Origin of the sequence: Rhodobacter sp. NSM, assembly GCF_052244495.1 — a bacterium.
In the GTDB taxonomy this organism is placed as follows: Bacteria; Pseudomonadota; Alphaproteobacteria; order Rhodobacterales; family Rhodobacteraceae; genus Cereibacter_A.
On sequence record NZ_JBQPXH010000005.1, the window covers coordinates 18,453 to 36,299 of the forward strand.

Consider the following 17,847-nt stretch of genomic DNA (forward strand, 5'->3'; position numbering starts at 1 on the left):
CAGCGTGGTAGCTGGGCTGCGTGATCAGACCGACACCCTCGGCCCGCAAGACCCGGAACTGGCAAGGCTACAACAAGGCGCTCAAGCACCGCGGTCCACTGGCGATCTGGTTTGATCCACCATTGCCTGGGCAGCCGCGCCCACGGGCAAGCGTGGCCGCCAGCCCGAGTGCAGTGACGCCGCGATCCAGACCTGCCTGACGATGAAGGTGCTGTTCGCCATGGCGTTGCGTCGGACGACGGGGTCGTCGTGAGCCTGCTGCGTCTGATCGGCCTGGACTTGGCGGTGCCCGACTTCAGCACGCTGTCGCGCCGCCAGGAGACCCTGAAGGTGAACATCCCCTACCGGGGCTCGGACGGTCCGCTGCACTTGCTGATCGACAGCACCGGCATCAAGGTCGAGGGCGAAGGGGAATGGAACGCCCGTAAGCACGGCGGCACGAAGCGCCGTGTATGGCGCAAGATCCATATCGGCATCGACGAGAGATCATTGGAGATCCGGGCCGCCGAGTTCACCATCAGTGACGTGGGCGACGCCCCCATGCTGCCCGAGTTGCTGGACCAGATACCGCCCGAGCAGGAGATTGCCACCGTCACCGCCGTCGCGCCTTCGACACCCGCAAATGCCACAACGCCCTTGCAGCCCGCGGCGGCGCCGCGATCATTCCGCCCCGCAAGAACGCCAAACCCTGGAAGCCAGACACCTCCGGTGCTGTCGCCCGCAACGAGATCCTGCGCACATCGAAGCGCGTCGGTCGGACAATCTGGCGACGATGGAGCGGCTATCACCGCCGAAGCCGAGCCGAAACCAAGATGCACTGCATCAAGCTCCTGGGTCAGCGCCTGTCCGCGCGCCAGTTCGACCGTCAGGTTGCAGAGTTCCGAGTCCGTGTCATTCGCCATGGTCGCTCGGACCAGTGGCGCGACATGGCGCATTCCTCAACGGGTTCACCGCGCTCGGCACACCCATCACAGATGTCGCAGGATAGGTCTGTCCGGAGAAAGGTGAGGTCCGTCATCACCCGATCTGTGCAACAGAGCCGATCTGGCACGGAATGCGGCGGTCGGTGCAATCCGGTGACACCGGGCTGCAGCTGCCGCCGATGCTGCTCTATGGGCCGCCCGGCATCGGCAAAAGCCGCTGGGCCAGCAGACTTGCCGGTCTGATCGGCGTGCCGGACCTGATCTTTGAAATCCTGCGCAAGGAGCGGCTGATCGCCACGGACGATCTGCGCAATTGAACTGCCGCGGACCTTGCAGCAGCGTACGTGTTCCGGGCCGCAGTGTATTGCGGCGCCGGTCGGGGCGCTTTAGCCTCGCGCGACCCTGTTGTTTTGCTTGGGATTGATGGCTTTACTGAGTTTCTTGCGCGCGAGGAGGGAGGACAAGACGCCGCTGCTGGCGCGTTGTTTGTCGGTTGATCTCGAAGTCAATCCCAAGACGGCCGAGGTTTTCGACATCGCAGCGGTGCGGTTCGGGGATGGGCCTGCCGTTGTGGCCGCGAAAGGGAACATCAAGCAGGGCCTTGATCAACTTGAAGAGGCCCTCGGCAAGACATCGCACGTCATCGGCCACAACATCCTGCGCCACGACATCGAGCATCTGCTGGCGGCGCGCCCGCACCTTCTTGCGAAGATGGCCGCGCCGATCGACACGCTCTGGCTCAATCCGCTGGCCTTTCCGCGCAACCCCTACCACCACCTCGTGAAGCACTACCACGACGGGCGCCTTCAGGCGGGGCATGTGAACGACCCCGAGCTTGACGCGCGGCTGGTGTTTCAGGTGCTGGAAAACCAGATCGCCGCGCTGACCGAGCTTGGCAATCGCTCTCCCGACACCCTGCTCGCCTATCATTATCTCGCGACCCGCTTGGACCGGTCCGAGGGCTTCGACGCGATCTTTTCCGACATCCGCAAGGCAAGGCAGCCCGATCGCGCCGCGGCGCTGGCGGCGATCCGGTCCCTGCTGGCCGGCAAGGCCTGTGGCGCACAGGTCGGGCGGGCGCTCGACGCGCTGTCAGATCCGCGATCGGGCTGGCCAATGGCCTATGCGCTGGCCTGGATCTCGGTCGCGGGCGGCGAATCCGTGATGCCGCCGTGGGTACGCGCCGCCTTTCCGCAGGCGGCGCTCATCGTGCGCGATCTGCGGGACACCAACTGCGGCGACCCCGCCTGCGGCTGGTGCGCCGAGATGAACGACCCTGTCGGGGCGCTGCGGAAGTGGTTCGGGTTCGACGGATTCCGTCCCCAGCCGGCGGACGCGGACGGTCGGCCGCTTCAGGAGGTCATCGTGGCCGAGACCATGGGCCACGGCAACGTCCTTGGCATCCTGCCCACCGGCACGGGCAAATCGGTCTGCTATCAGGTTCCCGCGCTGAGCCTTTACGACAAGACCGGGGCGCTGACGGTAGTGATCTCGCCGCTCGTCGCGCTGATGGCCGATCAGGTGCAGGGGATGGAGCGGGCGGGGATCTCGTCGGCGGTCACCATCAACGGCATGCTCTCGATGCCCGAACGGCAGGACGCGCTGGACCGGGTGCGTCTCGGGCAGGCGGCCATCCTGCTGATTTCGCCCGAACAGTTGCGCAGCGTTTCGGTCCGGTCCGTTCTGGCGCAGCGCGAGGTCGGGCTCTGGGTGCTGGACGAGGCTCATTGCGTGTCGAAATGGGGCCATGATTTCCGGCCGGACTACCGCTACATCGGGCGCTTCATCCGCGAGTTCTCGGGCGACGCGTCGCCCGCGCCGGTGCTGTGCCTGACGGCCACGGCCAAGCCCGAGGTCGTACGCGACATCACCGAGCATTTCCGCGAACGTCTGGGCGTCGACCTGGGGCTGTTCGACGGCGGGGCGACGCGGACCAACCTGACCTTTTCGGTGCTGGCGACGACGAAGGAAAGCAAGCTTGGGGACATCCTGGCCACGATTTCCGAGCGTCTGCCGCGGGACGACCGGTCGGGAGCCGTCGTCTATTGCGCCACCCGCGCCGAGACCGAGCGCATCGCGGATTTCCTGAAACGCCAGGGGCTTGCCGCAGAGCATTTCCACGCAGGCCTGACCCCCGACGACAAGCAGGCGGTGCAGGAGCGCTTCCGCGTGGGCGATCTGCGGGTGATCGCGGCCACCAACGCCTTCGGGATGGGCATCGACAAGCCCGACATCCGGCTGGTGCTTCACGCCGACATTCCGGGCTCGCTGGAAAACTACCTGCAGGAGGCAGGGCGGGCCGGCCGTGACCGCGACCCCGCCGAATGTGTGCTGCTTTACCATTCCGACGACGTGGAGCGGCAGTTCAGCCTGACCGCACGCTCGCGTCTTGAACGGCACGAGATCGGCGCCATCCTCAAGGCGCTGCGCCGGATCGACGAGCACACCCGCAACAGCGGCAAGGTCGTGGCGACCGCGGGCGAAATCGTGCGCGAAGAGAAGGATCGCGCCTTCGTGCGCGACAGCGCTACCGACGACACGCGGGTCAGGACGGCGATCTCGTGGCTGGAGGAAGCCACGCTGGTCTCGCGCGAGGAAAACCGGGTGCAGGTCTTTCCATCGTCGCTTCTGGTGCGGACGCTGGCCGAGGCCGAGGCGCGGCTGACCGGCGCCGAGATCACGCAGACGCGGCGCGACCAGCTGTTGAGCATCGTGCGCCACGTCATGAACACGCCGCCTGATCAGGGCATCTCGACCGACGAACTGACCGGCATCAGCGGGCTCACGCATAGGTCGCTGAGCAAGGCGATGGCCGATCTCGAAACCCTCGGGATCGCGCGCAACGCCATTGCCATCACGGTCTCGGTGCATGTCGGCATCGAGAACCAGTCGCGCCAGCGCATGACGCGGGCGATGCGGCTGGAAAAGGCGCTGATCGAGCGGATGCGCGAGCTGGCGCCCGAGGCCGGCGTGGGCGACGGCGCCCCGCTCGATCTGGCGGCTGCGAGCCAGCTTCTGCGGGACGAAGGGCACGAGGACGCGAGCCCGCACGTCCTCGACCGCCTTCTGCGAAGCATCGAGCGTGACGGCCGCGACAGCGACGGCGGGCGTGGCAACATCCGCCTGCGCAAACTTACGAGCAAGACGCTGGAAGTGGTCTTGCAGCGTTCGTGGCGGGTGGTGGACCAGACGGCCGCGGTGCGCTGGATGGCGGCCGAGAAACTGCTCGAGTTCCTGATCGGCAAGGTGCCCACGGGCACGAAGGGCAAGGACATCCAGGTCGACACCACCCTGGGCGACCTGCTGGCGGCGATGCACGGCGACGCGCTGATCGCGGCGTCCGGCGTGAAGGACATGACCAAGCTGATGGAGCGGGCGCTCCTGTGGCTGCACGAGCAGCAGGTGATGACGCTGGGCAAGGGCCTGACGGTGTTCCGCTCGGCCATGACCATCCACCTGAAGCCGGGGCACGCGGGCTTCACCCGAAAGGACTTCCTGCCGCTGGAAGAGCACTACCGCGAGCAGACCCTTCAGACCCACGTGATGGCCGCCTACGCCGAGACGGGGCTGGAGCGGATCGACGAGGCCGTGCGCCTGTCCGGGGATTACTTCGCCCTCGATCAGGACAGTTTCCTGCGCCGCTGGATGCCCGGCCGCGGCACGGAGCTTCGCCGGCAGACCACCGGCAAGGCGTGGAAGCAGATCGTCGAGGATCTGGGCAACCCGGTGCAGCAAGAGATCGTCGCCGACGACCGCGAGGAAACCAACGTGCTGGTGCTGGCGGGGCCGGGATCGGGCAAGACGCGGGTGCTTGTCCATCGCATCGCCTATCTGTTGCGGGTGAAGCGCGAGGACCCCGGCGGCATCCTCGTGCTCGCCTACAACCGCCACGCCGCCGCCGAAATCCGCGCCCGCCTGCGCCATCTGGTCGGCGATGACGCCGCACGCGTTACCGTCTCGACCTGTCATGCGTTGGCGATGCGGCTGGTGGGGGCCAGCTTCACGGGCGGTACGGCCGAGCGGCGCGACTTCGACGAGGTGCTGCGAGAGGCCGTGCGACAGATCAACGGCGAGGGTCTCAGCCGCTCCGAGGCCGAAGCGCAGCGCGAGGCGCTGATTCAGGGCTACCGCTGGATCCTGGTGGACGAATATCAGGACATCGGTCCCGCGGAATATGCGCTGATCGCCGCCGTGGCCGGGCGCTCGCTCGACGATCCCGACCAGCGGCTGAGCCTCTTTGCCGTGGGCGACGACGACCAGAACATCTACGCCTTCAACGGAGCGTCGATCTCCTTCATCCGCCGGTTCGAAGAAGACTACCGCGCCAAGCCCAAGTTCCTGACCGAGAACTACCGCTCGACCCGGCACATCGTCGATGCGGCGAACCAGGTCATTGAACTGGCGCGGGGTCGGATGAAGGCCGGCCATCCGATCACCGTGGACAAGGCGCGCGGCGCCGATCCGGGGGGCGGCGTGATGGCGCGCCACGATCCCGTCGGTCAGGGACGGGTGCAGTTTCTTGACGTCGCGGCCGACGACACGGCGCAGGCGGTGGCGGCGGTCGATGAACTGGTGCGGATCGCGCGGCTCGATCCGGGGTTCACCTGGGCGCGGTGCGCGATCATCTCGCGCGACTGGCGTAGGCTTGGCCCCGTGCGCGCCTACGCCGAAAAGCTTGGACTGCCCGTCGAGATGGCGAATGAGAAGCTGCCCAGCATCTGGCGCCTGCGCGAGATGCAGCGCTTCGTGGCGGGCCTGCGCCGACGCCCGGCGGCGATGCTGACGATTCAGGACATGCTCGACGTGCTCAACGAGCAGCGCTCGAACCGCTGGGTCGATCTCATCGCCGAAGGCATCGCGGATCTCGCGCGCGAACTGGGCAGGAAGACGATCCCCGTTCCCGATACCATCGAATGGCTCGCCGAATGGGCGCAGGACATCCGCAGCGCCCAGAGGGGGCTCTTGCTGCTGACCGCGCACCGCTCGAAGGGGCTCGAGTTCGACCATGTGGTGATCCTGAACGGCGGCTGGAAGGCGCTGTCGCAGGGCGAGGACGGCGAGGCGCCCCGCCGCCTCTTCTACGTCGCCATGACCCGTGCGCGCCGCAGTCTGGCGGTGGTGACGAACGGAGCGCACGCCTTCGTCGAGGCTGACAGCGATTGCGAGATGCTGCGCAAGGTCGAGATGCCGCACAGGATCGATCTTCCGCAACCGGACCAGTACCAGGTTCCCGACATGGCCGTGGTCGATCTGTCCTATGCCGGACGGCTGCCGGAGGCCAGTCCGACGTTGGCCGCCATTGCGGCCGCCGAGGTCGACGATCCGGTGACGATCGAGTTGCGCGAGGGGAAGTGGCTGATCCTCGACGGCCATCGCCGCGTGCTGGGCCGCATGGCGGGGACATGGGCGCCGCCCGAGGGCACCGTGCTGGTCGCGGGCAAGGTGGGTGCGGTCGTGCGCTGGCGCAAGTCCGACAACGACGAGCGCTTCCAGAGCTATGTCAAACGCGACGAATGGGAGACGATCCTGCCCGAACTCGTGTTTCGAAAGAAAGCGCCAGCTCGCACTATCTGACATTCCCTCAGAACTTCGGGTGATGTTTCAACTTGAAACTTAACAGCGCGCAGAGAGCGATCCGGCGTCTCTTCGGCCGCCCCGGCGGCCGGAGAGTTGAAGCCGGCCCTTACCAGCCTGCCAGCCGAGCTCAGTGCTGCGCTGGCACATTTCCGGCTCTGTTGCACAAAGCCGCTGAAGACGGAGCTACCCCTTTCCCCGGGCACACTTATCCCACGGCCTTGGTCACGGCTCTGCCGAGCGCGGTGAGACCGTTCATGATGGCTACACGAAGCTGAAGCTCGGCAACCTGCCGGTCAGGCTCCCGCGCCATGAGGCGTTGGCCCAGAAGCTCCATGCAGTGCATCCTGGTTTCGGCCCGACTCCGGCGATGGTAGCCGCTCCACTTCCGCCAGATTTTCCGGCCCAGGCGTTGCGATGCGCGGAGGGCCTCGTTGCGGGCAATGGCACTCGCGCTGTCGGGTTTCCGGAGCCTGGCATTCTTACGGGGCGGCATGACGGCAAGGGCGCCCCGGTCGGCGATGGCATCGTGACACTTGCGCGTATCGCAAGCGCCGTCTGCGGTGACGCTGCCGATCCCCTGATCGGGCGGGATCTGGTCGAGCAATTCGGCCAGCCTGGGCGCATCGCCGGTAATCGCTGCCAGTGAAATCGCCCGCCCGGATTCCCAGTGTTTCTTCATCGATCCCGAGGTGAACCTTGCGCCAGATGCGCCCGCGAACTTTGTGAAACAGAGCCGCGCTGCGCCATAAGTCATTGAGATACTCCGGCCCAGCCAGCACACCCCGGCTTCACCCGCGACCTTTCGGGTGCGTGCATCTCTCACTCTCCCCTTACGCCTGTGGCTGTGGGTTTAAGGCCCTTCGCCTGCCGGCATGCGATCCGCAGCCGGCGGCAGGAACTGCGGCGCCGGAGGCCCGAAATCCGCGATGGCATCCCAGAGGCGCGCGGCGACGGGACGCGGCGTCTCGTCCTCGCGCCGGACCATGAACCAGTGACGCAGGATCGGAAGCCCCGGAGCCTCGAGTTCGACAAGTCGCCCCGAAGCAAGTTCTTCCGTGACGGTGTGCAGGCTGAGGAAGGCGATGCCGAGACCCGCCATCACCGCCTGCTTGATCGTCTCGTTGCTGTCCATCTCGATCGTCTCGTAGCTGTGCCCGTCGCCGATACGGTCCAGCCAGCGCGACATGAGGATGCGGGTGCCCGATCCCTCCTCGCGGGCGAGAAAGGTCTGGGAGAACAGCGCGTCAAGCTGAACCGGTGCGCCGGCGAGCGGATCGTCGGGGGCGGCCACGAGCCCATGTGGATGCGGCCCGAGTGCCACGGCCTGCACCGCGGGAACACGCGGCGGACGGCCCATGATCGCGATGTCGAAGGCACCCCGCTCGATGCCCGCTATGGTTTCGGTGCGGTTGCCGACGCGGAGCGCCACGTCGATGTCGGGATGCGAGATGCTCAGCGCCTTGACGAGTCGCGGCGCGAAGTACTTCGCGGTCGACACCACGCCCAGCGTCACGCGACCGGCCTGCCCCTTCGCCAGCGCCCGGAGATTGGCGCTGGCCTGCGACAAAGCGTCGTCGATCCGTTCCGCCGTGACGAGAAGCGTGCGCCCGGCCTCTGTCAGTTCGGAGCCGGATCCATCCACCGCCCTTTGCAGCAGGCGCACTCCAGCCGCGTCCTCCAACCCCTTGATCTGCGTATGAATTGCTGGAGTCGTGAGGCTCAGCACCTGACCTGCCGCGGTGAGCGAACCGTGCCGCGCCACGGCCTGAAGCGCACGCAATTGCTTGAGCGTGACGCCGGACAGACGCGCCATATTAGATTTCCTTTAAAGCTGCTTGCCGATTTTCAAATATTCATGAAACCGATCCTGACGCAACGTCCGCGGCGACAACGGCAGGAGGAGCCATGGCCATCGAGCTTGAAGACCTGGGGCTGAGCCCCGAGCTGGCGGATGTGATGCAGAGGCTCGCCCGCGTGGGGGTGAAGGTCGCCCGCATCATCTCGCGCAATGCGCTCGACGACGATCTCGGGGCGGGCGTGGGCACCAATGCCGGCGGCGACGGGCAGAAGGCGCTGGACGTGATCGCCGATGATGCCTTTCGTGAGGCACTCACGGGTTCTGCCGTCGCCTATTACGCCTCGGAAGAGCAGGACGAGGTGGTGACGCTGGGCGCGGGGAGCCTCGCACTCGCCATCGACCCGCTGGACGGCTCGTCCAACATCGACGTCAACGTGTCCATCGGCACGATCTTCTCGATCTTCCCTGCGGCCGGCGGACCCGACGAGAGCTTCCTGCGCAAGGGCGCCGAGCAGATCGCGGGCGGCTACATCATCTACGGGCCGCAATGCGCCCTCGTCTGCACCTTCGGCAAGGGCGTGCAGCACTGGGTCCTCGATCTGGATGCAGGCATGTTCCGCCGCGTGGCCGACATCAGGGCGCTGCCGCAGGAGACATCGGAATACGCCATCAACGCCTCGAACTACCGGCACTGGCCGGCGCCGATCCGGGCCTTCATCGACGATCTTGTGGCAGGATCCGAGGGACCGCGCGGCAAGAACTTCAACATGCGGTGGATCGCCTCGCTGGTGGCCGAGACGCACAGGATCCTGATCCGGGGCGGCGTGTTTCTCTATCCGGGCGACGAGCGCAAGGGTTACGCCCGCGGCCGCCTGCGCCATGTCTACGAATGCGCGCCGATCGCCTTCCTCATCACCCAGGCCGGCGGCGGCGCCACGGACGGCTGCGAGCAGATCCTGACCGCGCTGCCGTCCGAACTGCACGCCCGCACTCCCTTCGTCTTCGGCTGCGCGAGCAAGGTCGCCCGTGTCGCCGCCTACCACGACCTGCCCGGCGAAGAGACATCGGCGCTCTTCAGCACCCGCGGCCTGTTCCGGAGTTAATCAGTGTCGAAGAAGTATCCCATCATCTCCGTGGTCGGCTCGTCCGGCGCTGGCACCTCGACCGTCAAGAACACCTTCGACCAGATCTTCCGGCGCGAGGGCGTGAAGTCGGTGTCGATCGAGGGCGACGCCTTCCACCGCTTCAACCGCGCCGACATGAAGGCCGAGCTCGAGCGCCGCTATGCGTCGGGCGACGCCACCTTCTCGCATTTCTCCTACGAGGCGAACGAGCTGAAGGAACTCGAACGCGTGTTCCGGGAATATGGCGAGACCGGCAAGGGCCGCAGCCGGCACTATGTCCACGACGCCAACGAGGCCGAGAAATACGGCGTGCCGCCCGGCAATTTTACCGAATGGTCGGCATTCGAGGAGGATACGGATCTTCTCTTCTACGAGGGGCTGCACGGCTGCGTGAAGAATGACGAGGTCGACCTCGTCAAGCACGCGGACCTCAAGCTGGGGGTGGTGCCGGTCATCAACCTCGAATGGATCCAGAAGATCCACCGTGACCGGGCACAGCGCGGATATACGACCGAAGCCGTCACGGACGTGATCCTGCGCCGGATGTACGCCTACGTGCACTGCATCGTCCCGCAGTTCTCGGAGACGGACATCAACTTCCAGCGCGTGCCGGTGGTGGACACGTCGAACCCGTTCATCGCCCGCTGGATCCCCACGCCGGACGAGAGCCTGATCGTCATCCGGTTCAAGAACCCGCGCGGGATCGACTTCCCCTATCTCACCTCGATGATCGCCGGCTCGTGGATGAGCCGCGCCAACTCGATCGTGGTGCCGGGCAACAAGCAGGATCTGGCGATGCAGCTGATCCTGACCCCGCTGATCGAGCGGATGGTGCGCGAGGGGCGCCGCGCGCGGGCCTGACGGCCGTGCGATGCAATGCGGTTCCGGATCGAGCCGGAACCGGAGGAACTGGGGCACAACGAAGGAACAGTGCCATGAAGGACATGCAATTTTCGCAGGAGACGCGGATGGCCAATGCCATCCGTGCGCTGGCCATGGACGCGGTCGAGAAGGCGAAATCGGGCCATCCCGGCATGCCGATGGGCATGGCTGACGTGGCCACCGTGCTTTTCAACCGCTTCATGACGATCGATCCCGCGGCGCCGAAATGGCCCGACCGTGACCGGTTCGTGCTGTCCGCAGGACACGGGTCGATGCTGCTCTACGCGATCCACCACCTGCTCGGCTATGCGGACATGGACATGGATCAGATCCGCTCCTTCCGGCAACTCGGCGCGCGCACGGCCGGGCACCCGGAATACGGTCATGCCGACGGGATCGAGGTGACGACCGGGCCGCTCGGCCAGGGGATCGCGACCGCGGTGGGCATGGCACTCGCGGAGCGCATGAAGAACGCGCGCTACGGCAATGATCTTGTGGATCATTACACGTATGTGATTGCCGGTGACGGCTGCCTCATGGAAGGCATCAGCCACGAGGCCATCGACATGGCGGGGCATCTGGGCCTCGGCCGGCTGATCGTGCTCTGGGACGACAACCGCATCACCATCGACGGCGACACGGCCATCTCGACCTCGACCGACCAGAAGGCGCGCTTCGCCGCCTCGGGCTGGCATGTTCAGGCCTGCGACGGCCATGCGCCCGAAGAAATCGCGGCGGCCATCGAGGCGGCGCGTCTCGATCCGCGGCCGTCGATGATCGCCTGCCGCACGGTGATCGGCTTCGGGGCCCCGAACAAGCAGGGTGGCCACGATGTCCATGGCGCGCCTCTCGGCGCGGCCGAGATTGCCGCCGCGAGGGATTTCCTCGGCTGGGACCACCCGCCCTTCGAGATCCCCGGCGACCTCTACGAGGCCTGGGGCCGGATCGCCGCCCGCGGCGCGGCCGCCCGCGCAGCCTGGGAGGCGCGACTGGCGGCTGACCCGTCGCGCGAAGCCTTCGTCCGGGCCGAGTCCGGCGATACCTCGGCGCTTCCCGCGGCCATTGCCGCCTACAAGGCGAAGCTCTCGGCCGACAGGCCGAAGGTCGCGACCCGCAAGGCCAGCGAGATGGCGCTCGAGGTCGTGAATGCGACGCTGCCGTTCTCGGTCGGCGGATCTGCCGACCTGACCGGATCGAACCTCACCCGGTCGAAGGCGATGGTCTCGGTGAAGCCGGGCTCCTTCTCGGGCGACTACATCCACTACGGCATCCGCGAGCACGGGATGGCCGCCGCGATGAACGGGATCGCCCTGCACGGGGGCCTGCGCCCCTATGGCGGCACCTTCATGGCCTTCGCCGACTATTGTCGTCCGTCCATCCGCCTCTCGGCCCTGATGGGCGTTCCGGTCACCTACGTCATGACCCACGACTCGATCGGTCTCGGCGAGGACGGGCCCACGCACCAGCCGGTCGAGCATCTGGCGAGCCTGCGTGCGATCCCGAACCTGACGGTCCTGCGTCCCGCAGATGCGGTGGAAACGGCAGAGGCCTGGGAGATCGCCATGACCTCGACCGCGACGCCGACGCTACTGGTCCTGTCGCGGCAGAACCTGCCGACCGTGCGCGGCACGCATGTGGACGAGAACCTGACTGCACGCGGCGCCTATCTGCTGCGCGATCCGGCGGACCGGCAGGCGACGCTGATCGCCACCGGTTCGGAACTGGAGCTGGCCCTCGCCGCCGCCGACAAGCTGGCCGAAGACGGGATCGCCGTGGCCGTCGTCTCGGCGCCCTCGTTCGAGTTGTTCGCCGCGCAGCCAGCCGACTACCGGGCAAAGGTCCTGGGTCAGGCGCCGCGTGTGGGCTGCGAGGCGGCGCTGCGGCAGGGCTGGGACCTGTTCCTCGGGCCGGAGGACGGCTTCGTGGGCATGACCGGCTTCGGCGCCTCGGCGCCTGCGCCCGAGCTCTACAAACACTTCAACATTACGGTCGACGCCATTGTCGCCGAAGCGAAAAATCGTATCTGAGGGAAGAGGATGACAGTCAAGGTTGCCATCAACGGCTTCGGCCGCATCGGCCGCAACGTGCTGCGCGCGATCATCGAGTCGGGCCGGACCGACATCGAGGTTGTCGCCATCAATGATCTCGGCCCGGTCGAGACCAATGCCCACCTGCTTCGCTTCGACAGCGTCCACGGCCGCTTCCCGGCCACCGTCACCACCGGCGAGGACTGGATCGACGTCGGCCGCGGCCCGATCAAGGTGACCGCGATCCGCAACCCCGCCGAACTCCCCTGGAGCGACGTGGATGTGGCGATGGAATGCACCGGCATCTTCACCACGAAGGAGAAGGCCTCGGCGCATCTGCAGAACGGGTCGAAACGGGTCCTGGTCTCGGCCCCCTGCGACGGCGCCGACAAGACCATCGTCTTCGGCGTGAACCATGCCACGCTGACCGCCGGGGACATGGTGGTCTCGAACGCCTCCTGCACCACCAACTGCCTCTCGCCGGTCGCCAAGGCGCTCAACGACGCGATCGGGATCGCCAAAGGCTTCATGACCACGATCCACAGCTACACGGGCGACCAGCCGACGCTCGACACGATGCACAAGGATCTCTACCGCGCCCGCGCCGCGGCGCTGAGCATGATCCCGACCTCGACGGGTGCGGCGAAGGCCGTGGGCCTCGTGCTGCCGGAGCTGAAGGGCAAGCTTGACGGTGTCGCGATCCGGGTCCCGACGCCGAACGTCTCGGTGGTGGACCTCGTGTTCGAGGCCGCGCGCGATACCACGGTGGACGAGGTCAACGCCGCCATCGAGGCCGCGGCCGAGGGCCCGCTGAAGGGCGTGCTGGGCTATACGAAACAGCCCAACGTCTCGTCGGACTTCAACCACGATCCGCACTCGTCGGTCTTCCACATGGACCAGACCAAGGTGATGGAGGGCCGGATGGTCCGCATCCTGAGCTGGTACGACAACGAATGGGGCTTCTCGAACCGGATGGCCGATACGGCCGTCGCGATGGGCAAGCTTCTTTGATCTTCCGGGCCGGGTCACCGGCCCCTTTCCACCACGCATTCCGGAGCCGGGCACTCCCGCTCCTCGTTTCTCAAGGTATCCCGTCATGGCACTGATCACGCTTCGCCAGCTTCTCGACCACGCCGCCGAACACGGCTACGGCGTTCCCGCCTTCAACATCAACAACATGGAACAGGGCCTCGCGATCATGGAGGCCGCCAAGGCCTGCGACGCGCCGGTCATCATCCAGGCCAGCCGCGGCGCGCGCAGCTATGCCAACGACATCATGCTGGCGAAGATGATCGAGGCACTGGCCGCGATCTATCCCGACATCCCGCTCTGCATGCACCAGGACCACGGCAACAACGAAGCCACCTGCATGACCGCGATCCGCCACGGCTTCACCTCGGTGATGATGGACGGCTCGCTCAAGGCCGATGCCAAGACCCCGGCGGACTACGACTACAACGTGGACATCACCGAGCGCGTGAGCAGCATGGCCCACTGGGTCGGCGCCTCGGTCGAGGGGGAACTCGGCGTGCTGGGCAGCCTCGAGACCGGCGAGAGCGAGGCCGAGGACGGCCACGGCGCCGAGGGCAAGCTGGACCACAGCCAGCTGCTGACCGATCCCGACCAGGCGGTGGACTTCGTGAAGAAGACCCAGGTCGATGCGCTGGCCATTGCCTGCGGCACCTCGCACGGCGCCTACAAGTTCAGCCGCAAGCCCGATGGCGAGATCCTCGCCATGTCGGTGATCGAGTCGATCCACAAGAAGCTGCCCGATACCCATCTCGTGATGCACGGCTCGTCCTCGGTCCCGCAGGAGCTTCAGGACATCATCAACGAATTCGGCGGCGCCATGCCGCAGACCTTCGGCGTGCCGGTGGAAGAGATCGTGCGCGGCATCAAGATGGGCGTGCGCAAGGTCAACATCGACACCGACTGCCGCATGGCGATGACCGGCCAGTTCCGCAAGATCGCGCAGCAGAATCCGTCCGAGTTCGACCCGCGCAAGTTCCTCAAGCCCGCGATGGACGCGATGCGCGACCTCTGCAAGCTGCGGCTCGAAGCCTTCGGCACCGCAGGCAATGCCGGGAAGATCAAGGTCATCCCGATGGACGATATGGCGGAGCGCTATGCCAGCGGCTCGCTTGCCCCCAAGACCGCCTGAAACGCCCCGTGTGAAAAGGATACGATCATGGACCAGTCCAACCGCTACGCCCGGCTTGAACTCAAGGAAGCCGATCTGATCGCCGGCGGCCGTCACGTTCTCTGCGCCTATGTCATGAAGCCCAAAGCCGGCTACGGCTACCTCGAAACGGCGGCCCACTTCGCCGCCGAAAGCTCGACCGGCACGAACGTCGAGGTCTCGACCACCGACGACTTCACCCGCGGCGTCGATGCGCTCGTGTACGAGATCGACCCGGAGAAGGAGATCATGAAGATCGCCTATCCGGTCGAGCTGTTCGACCGCAACATCATCGACGGCCGGGCGATGCTGTGTTCGTTCCTGACGCTGACGATCGGCAACAACCAGGGCATGGGCGACGTCGAATACGCCAAGATGCACGACTTCTACGTGCCGCCGTGCTATCTGCGCCTGTTCGACGGCCCCTCGATGAACATCGCCGACATGTGGCGGGTTCTGGGCCGGAGCGTGACCGACGGCGGCATGGTGGTGGGGACCATCATCAAGCCGAAGCTCGGCCTGCGGCCCAAGCCCTTCGCGGACGCCTGCTATGAATTCTGGCTGGGCGGCGACTTCATCAAGAATGACGAGCCGCAGGGCAACCAGACCTTCGCGCCGCTGAAGGAGACGATCCGCCTCGTCGCCGACGCGATGAAGCGTGCGCAGGACGAAACGGGCGAGGCGAAGCTCTTCTCGGCCAACATCACCGCGGACGACCATTACGAGATGGTGGCGCGGGGCGAGTACATCCTCGAGACCTTCGGCGAGAACGCCGACCATGTGGCCTTCCTCGTCGACGGCTACGTGACGGGCCCCGCGGCGATCACAACCGCCCGCCGGCAGTTCCCGCGGCAGTTCCTGCACTATCACCGCGCGGGCCACGGTGCCGTGACCTCGCCGCAGTCGATGCGCGGCTACACAGCCTTCGTGCTCTCGAAGATGTCGCGCCTGCAGGGCGCCTCCGGCATCCACACCGGCACGATGGGCTACGGGAAGATGGAGGGCGAGGCCGCCGACAAGATCATGGCCTTCATGCTGACCGAAGAGGCGGCGCAGGGCCCGTTCTACCATCAGGACTGGCTGGGGATGAAAGCCACGACGCCGATCATCTCGGGCGGGATGAACGCGCTGCGGCTGCCGGGCTTCTTCGACAACCTGGGCCATTCCAACGTGATCCAGACCTCGGGCGGCGGCGCCTTCGGCCATGTCGACGGCGGAACGGCCGGTGCGAAATCGCTGCGGCAGGCGCATGACGCCTGGAAGGCGGGCGTGGATCTCGTCACCTACGCCAAGGAGCATCACGAACTCGCCCGCGCCTTCGAGAGCTTCCAGAACGACGCGGACAAGCTCTACCCGGGCTGGCGCGAGCGGCTGGCGCTCGCCGGGGCCGCCTGATCCGCGACCACCCGATTGCGGGCCTGTGCCCGTATTGCGGCCTCCGACAGCTTCGCCGGGGGCCACATCATCGGCGTCGAGAGGTCATTGCCCCAGCGCGATCCCCTCGCGACGCGGATCCGCACCGCCGAGCAGCGTCGTGCCCAGCGAGATGGCGTGGAGGCCGGATGTCATCTCGGCGGCCTTCACCTCGTAGCCCAGATCCGCAAGCGGCTGCTGCATCTCCTCGGCCGTCGTGCCGAGCTCGATCTGGTAAGTGCCGAAGCTGTTGACCAGATGCGGCATGGCCACGGCCTGCTGCACGTCCATGCCCCAATCGAGATGCGCGATCAGCGCCTGCGCCACATAGCCGATGATCGTGGAGCCGCCGGGACTGCCGATAACGAGGACCGGCTTGCCGTCGCGCAACACGATGGTGGGCGACATCGACGAGCGTGGGCGCTTGCCGGGCTCCACGCGGTTCGCGATGGGCCAGCCGTCGGCATGGGTGCGGAAGGAGAAGTCGGTCAGTTCGTTGTTCAGCAGGAAGCCGTTCGTCATCAATCGCGAGCCGAAGCCGTTCTCGATCGTCGTCGTCATCGAGAGGGCGTTGCCGTCCGCGTCCACGATCGAGATATGCGAGGTCGAGGGCAGCTCCAGGCTCTCGTCCTGGCCCCGGAGCTGTGCGTGGTCATAGGCCGGCTCTCCCGCCGAAACCTCGGGCAGCGCGTCGTCGCCGCGCAGAAGCTCGGATCGCACGGACAGATAAGCGGGGTCGAGCAGCCCCTTGACCGGCACCGGCACGAAATCGCTGTCGGCCATGTAACGGCCGCGGTCCGCGAAGGCGAGGCGCGTGGCATCGCCGATGAGCCGCCAGCTCTCGGGATCCCGAGGTCCGAGCGTCGCGAGATCGTAGGGCTCCAGCGTGCCGAGGATCAGGCCCACCGTCAGCGCGCCCGATGAGGGTGGACCCATCCCGCAGACCTGCGCCCCGCGGTAGGCTGCGCAGACCGGCGGCCGCTCGACCACCCGGTAGTCCGCGAGATCCCCGAGCGACAGCTGCCCCGGATTGCCCTCGGCAGACCGGACAGTGGCGACGATGTCCTCCGCGATGGAGCCGCCGTAGAACGCATCCGCCCCCTCTGCCGCGATCTTCCGCAGCGTCGCCGCGTAGTCGGGGTTCTTCAGAAGCTCGCCCGACCGCAGCGGCTGGCCGCCGGGCAGGAAATATGCGGCGGTCGCCGGAAAGCGCGAGAGTCCCTCGGGGTCGTCGGCGACCAGACCGGCGAGGCGCGGCGAGACCTCGAACCCCTCCTCGGCCAGCCGGATGGCGTCGTCGAAGAGGCCCGGCCACGAGGCTTTCCCCCAGCGCCGGTGCGCCTCTTCGAGAAGCATGGGCGTTCCGGGGGTGCCCACGGACCGGCCTCCCACCACCGCATCGAGGAATTCGAGCGGCTCGCCCTCGGCGGTCTGGAAGAGCTGCGGCGTGACGCGTCGCGGCGCCGTCTCACGCGCGTCGAGCGTGGTCAGCTCGCCGCTTTCGCCGTCGTACCAGACGAGGAACGCGCCTCCGCCCAGTCCCGAGGATTGCGGCTCGACCAGCCCCAATACCGCCTGCACCGCGATCATTGCATCGGCCGCGGTTCCGCCGTCGCGGAGAACGTCGGCGCCGGCCTCGACCGCCAGCGGGTTCGCGGCGACGACCATCCAGTCCTGCGCCTCCACCGGCCTCCCCGCATCGCGGTTCTCCATGGCGGTGCGGGCCGCATCCGACAGCGTTCCGAAAGCCGTGGGCGCTGTGCCGGCTTCGGGAGCGACGGTATCGCTCGTTTGCTGGGCAAGCGCCGGCAGCGCCATCTGGCACGCGAGGAACAGGGCGAGCGGGCGGAACATCGGCGTCTCCTGACTGCGGGCTGGGGCCTCACGATCTGGCCCGGCCGCCGAACAGGTCAAGGTTGTGCCT

At 66.8% G+C, this 17,847-nt stretch carries 10 protein-coding genes and 2 pseudogenes; 9 read left to right on the forward strand and 3 right to left on the reverse strand.

What is annotated here, in order from left to right; translation table 11 throughout:
* Window positions 1-20: 20 nt before the first annotated feature.
* From ACTVZP_RS11725 to ACTVZP_RS11735, 3 genes and pseudogenes are all read left to right on the forward strand, one after another.
* Window positions 21-988: pseudogene (locus ACTVZP_RS11725) on the forward strand (IS5 family transposase).
* Window positions 989-1,054: 66 nt separating this feature from the next.
* Window positions 1,055-1,240 (forward strand): hypothetical protein, encoded by a 186-nt coding sequence (locus ACTVZP_RS11730; protein WP_443212328.1) that lies wholly within the window; start codon window positions 1,055-1,057, stop codon window positions 1,238-1,240.
* A 217-nt stretch (window positions 1,241-1,457) separates the two neighbouring features.
* On the forward strand, window positions 1,458-6,497 hold the full coding sequence (locus ACTVZP_RS11735) for a RecQ family ATP-dependent DNA helicase (RefSeq protein WP_443212602.1): 5,040 nt from the start codon (window positions 1,458-1,460) through the stop codon (window positions 6,495-6,497).
* A gap of 208 nt (window positions 6,498-6,705) precedes the next feature.
* Here the strand turns inward: ACTVZP_RS11735 and ACTVZP_RS11740 are convergent.
* Both ACTVZP_RS11740 and cbbR read right to left on the reverse strand, forming a co-directional pair.
* A pseudogene (locus tag ACTVZP_RS11740) lies at window positions 6,706-7,210 on the reverse strand (IS5 family transposase); the annotation flags it as partial.
* A 140-nt stretch (window positions 7,211-7,350) separates the two neighbouring features.
* On the reverse strand, window positions 7,351-8,313 hold the full coding sequence (gene cbbR / locus ACTVZP_RS11745; protein ID WP_443212329.1) for a LysR family regulator CbbR: 963 nt from the start codon (window positions 8,311-8,313) through the stop codon (window positions 7,351-7,353).
* 92 nt (window positions 8,314-8,405) lie between these two features.
* Here cbbR and ACTVZP_RS11750 point away from each other — a divergent pair, with 92 nt between their 5' ends.
* From ACTVZP_RS11750 to ACTVZP_RS11775, 6 genes are all read left to right on the forward strand, one after another.
* The gene (locus ACTVZP_RS11750; protein ID WP_443212330.1) at window positions 8,406-9,401 is read left to right on the forward strand and encodes a class 1 fructose-bisphosphatase; all 996 of its coding nucleotides are present in this window, start codon (window positions 8,406-8,408) and stop codon (window positions 9,399-9,401) included.
* Between the two features lie 3 nt (window positions 9,402-9,404).
* On the forward strand, window positions 9,405-10,283 hold the full coding sequence (locus ACTVZP_RS11755) for a phosphoribulokinase (protein ID WP_443212331.1): 879 nt from the start codon (window positions 9,405-9,407) through the stop codon (window positions 10,281-10,283).
* 74 nt (window positions 10,284-10,357) lie between these two features.
* Complete coding sequence (gene tkt, locus ACTVZP_RS11760) at window positions 10,358-12,331, forward strand: transketolase (protein WP_443212332.1); 1,974 nt, start codon at window positions 10,358-10,360, stop codon at window positions 12,329-12,331.
* A gap of 9 nt (window positions 12,332-12,340) precedes the next feature.
* Window positions 12,341-13,342 carry a type I glyceraldehyde-3-phosphate dehydrogenase gene (gene gap / locus ACTVZP_RS11765; protein ID WP_443212333.1) on the forward strand — a complete coding sequence of 334 codons (1,002 nt, stop codon included), beginning with the start codon at window positions 12,341-12,343 and terminating at the stop codon, window positions 13,340-13,342.
* Between the two features lie 85 nt (window positions 13,343-13,427).
* The gene (fba, locus tag ACTVZP_RS11770) at window positions 13,428-14,492 is read left to right on the forward strand and encodes a class II fructose-bisphosphate aldolase (RefSeq protein WP_443212334.1); all 1,065 of its coding nucleotides are present in this window, start codon (window positions 13,428-13,430) and stop codon (window positions 14,490-14,492) included.
* A 27-nt stretch (window positions 14,493-14,519) separates the two neighbouring features.
* Window positions 14,520-15,905 (forward strand): ribulose-bisphosphate carboxylase, encoded by a 1,386-nt coding sequence (locus ACTVZP_RS11775; protein WP_443212335.1) that lies wholly within the window; start codon window positions 14,520-14,522, stop codon window positions 15,903-15,905.
* A gap of 84 nt (window positions 15,906-15,989) precedes the next feature.
* On the opposite strand, the gene ggt is transcribed toward ACTVZP_RS11775, so the two are convergent.
* On the reverse strand, window positions 15,990-17,777 hold the full coding sequence (gene ggt / locus ACTVZP_RS11780) for a gamma-glutamyltransferase (RefSeq protein ID WP_443212336.1): 1,788 nt from the start codon (window positions 17,775-17,777) through the stop codon (window positions 15,990-15,992).
* Window positions 17,778-17,847 lie beyond the last annotated feature (70 nt).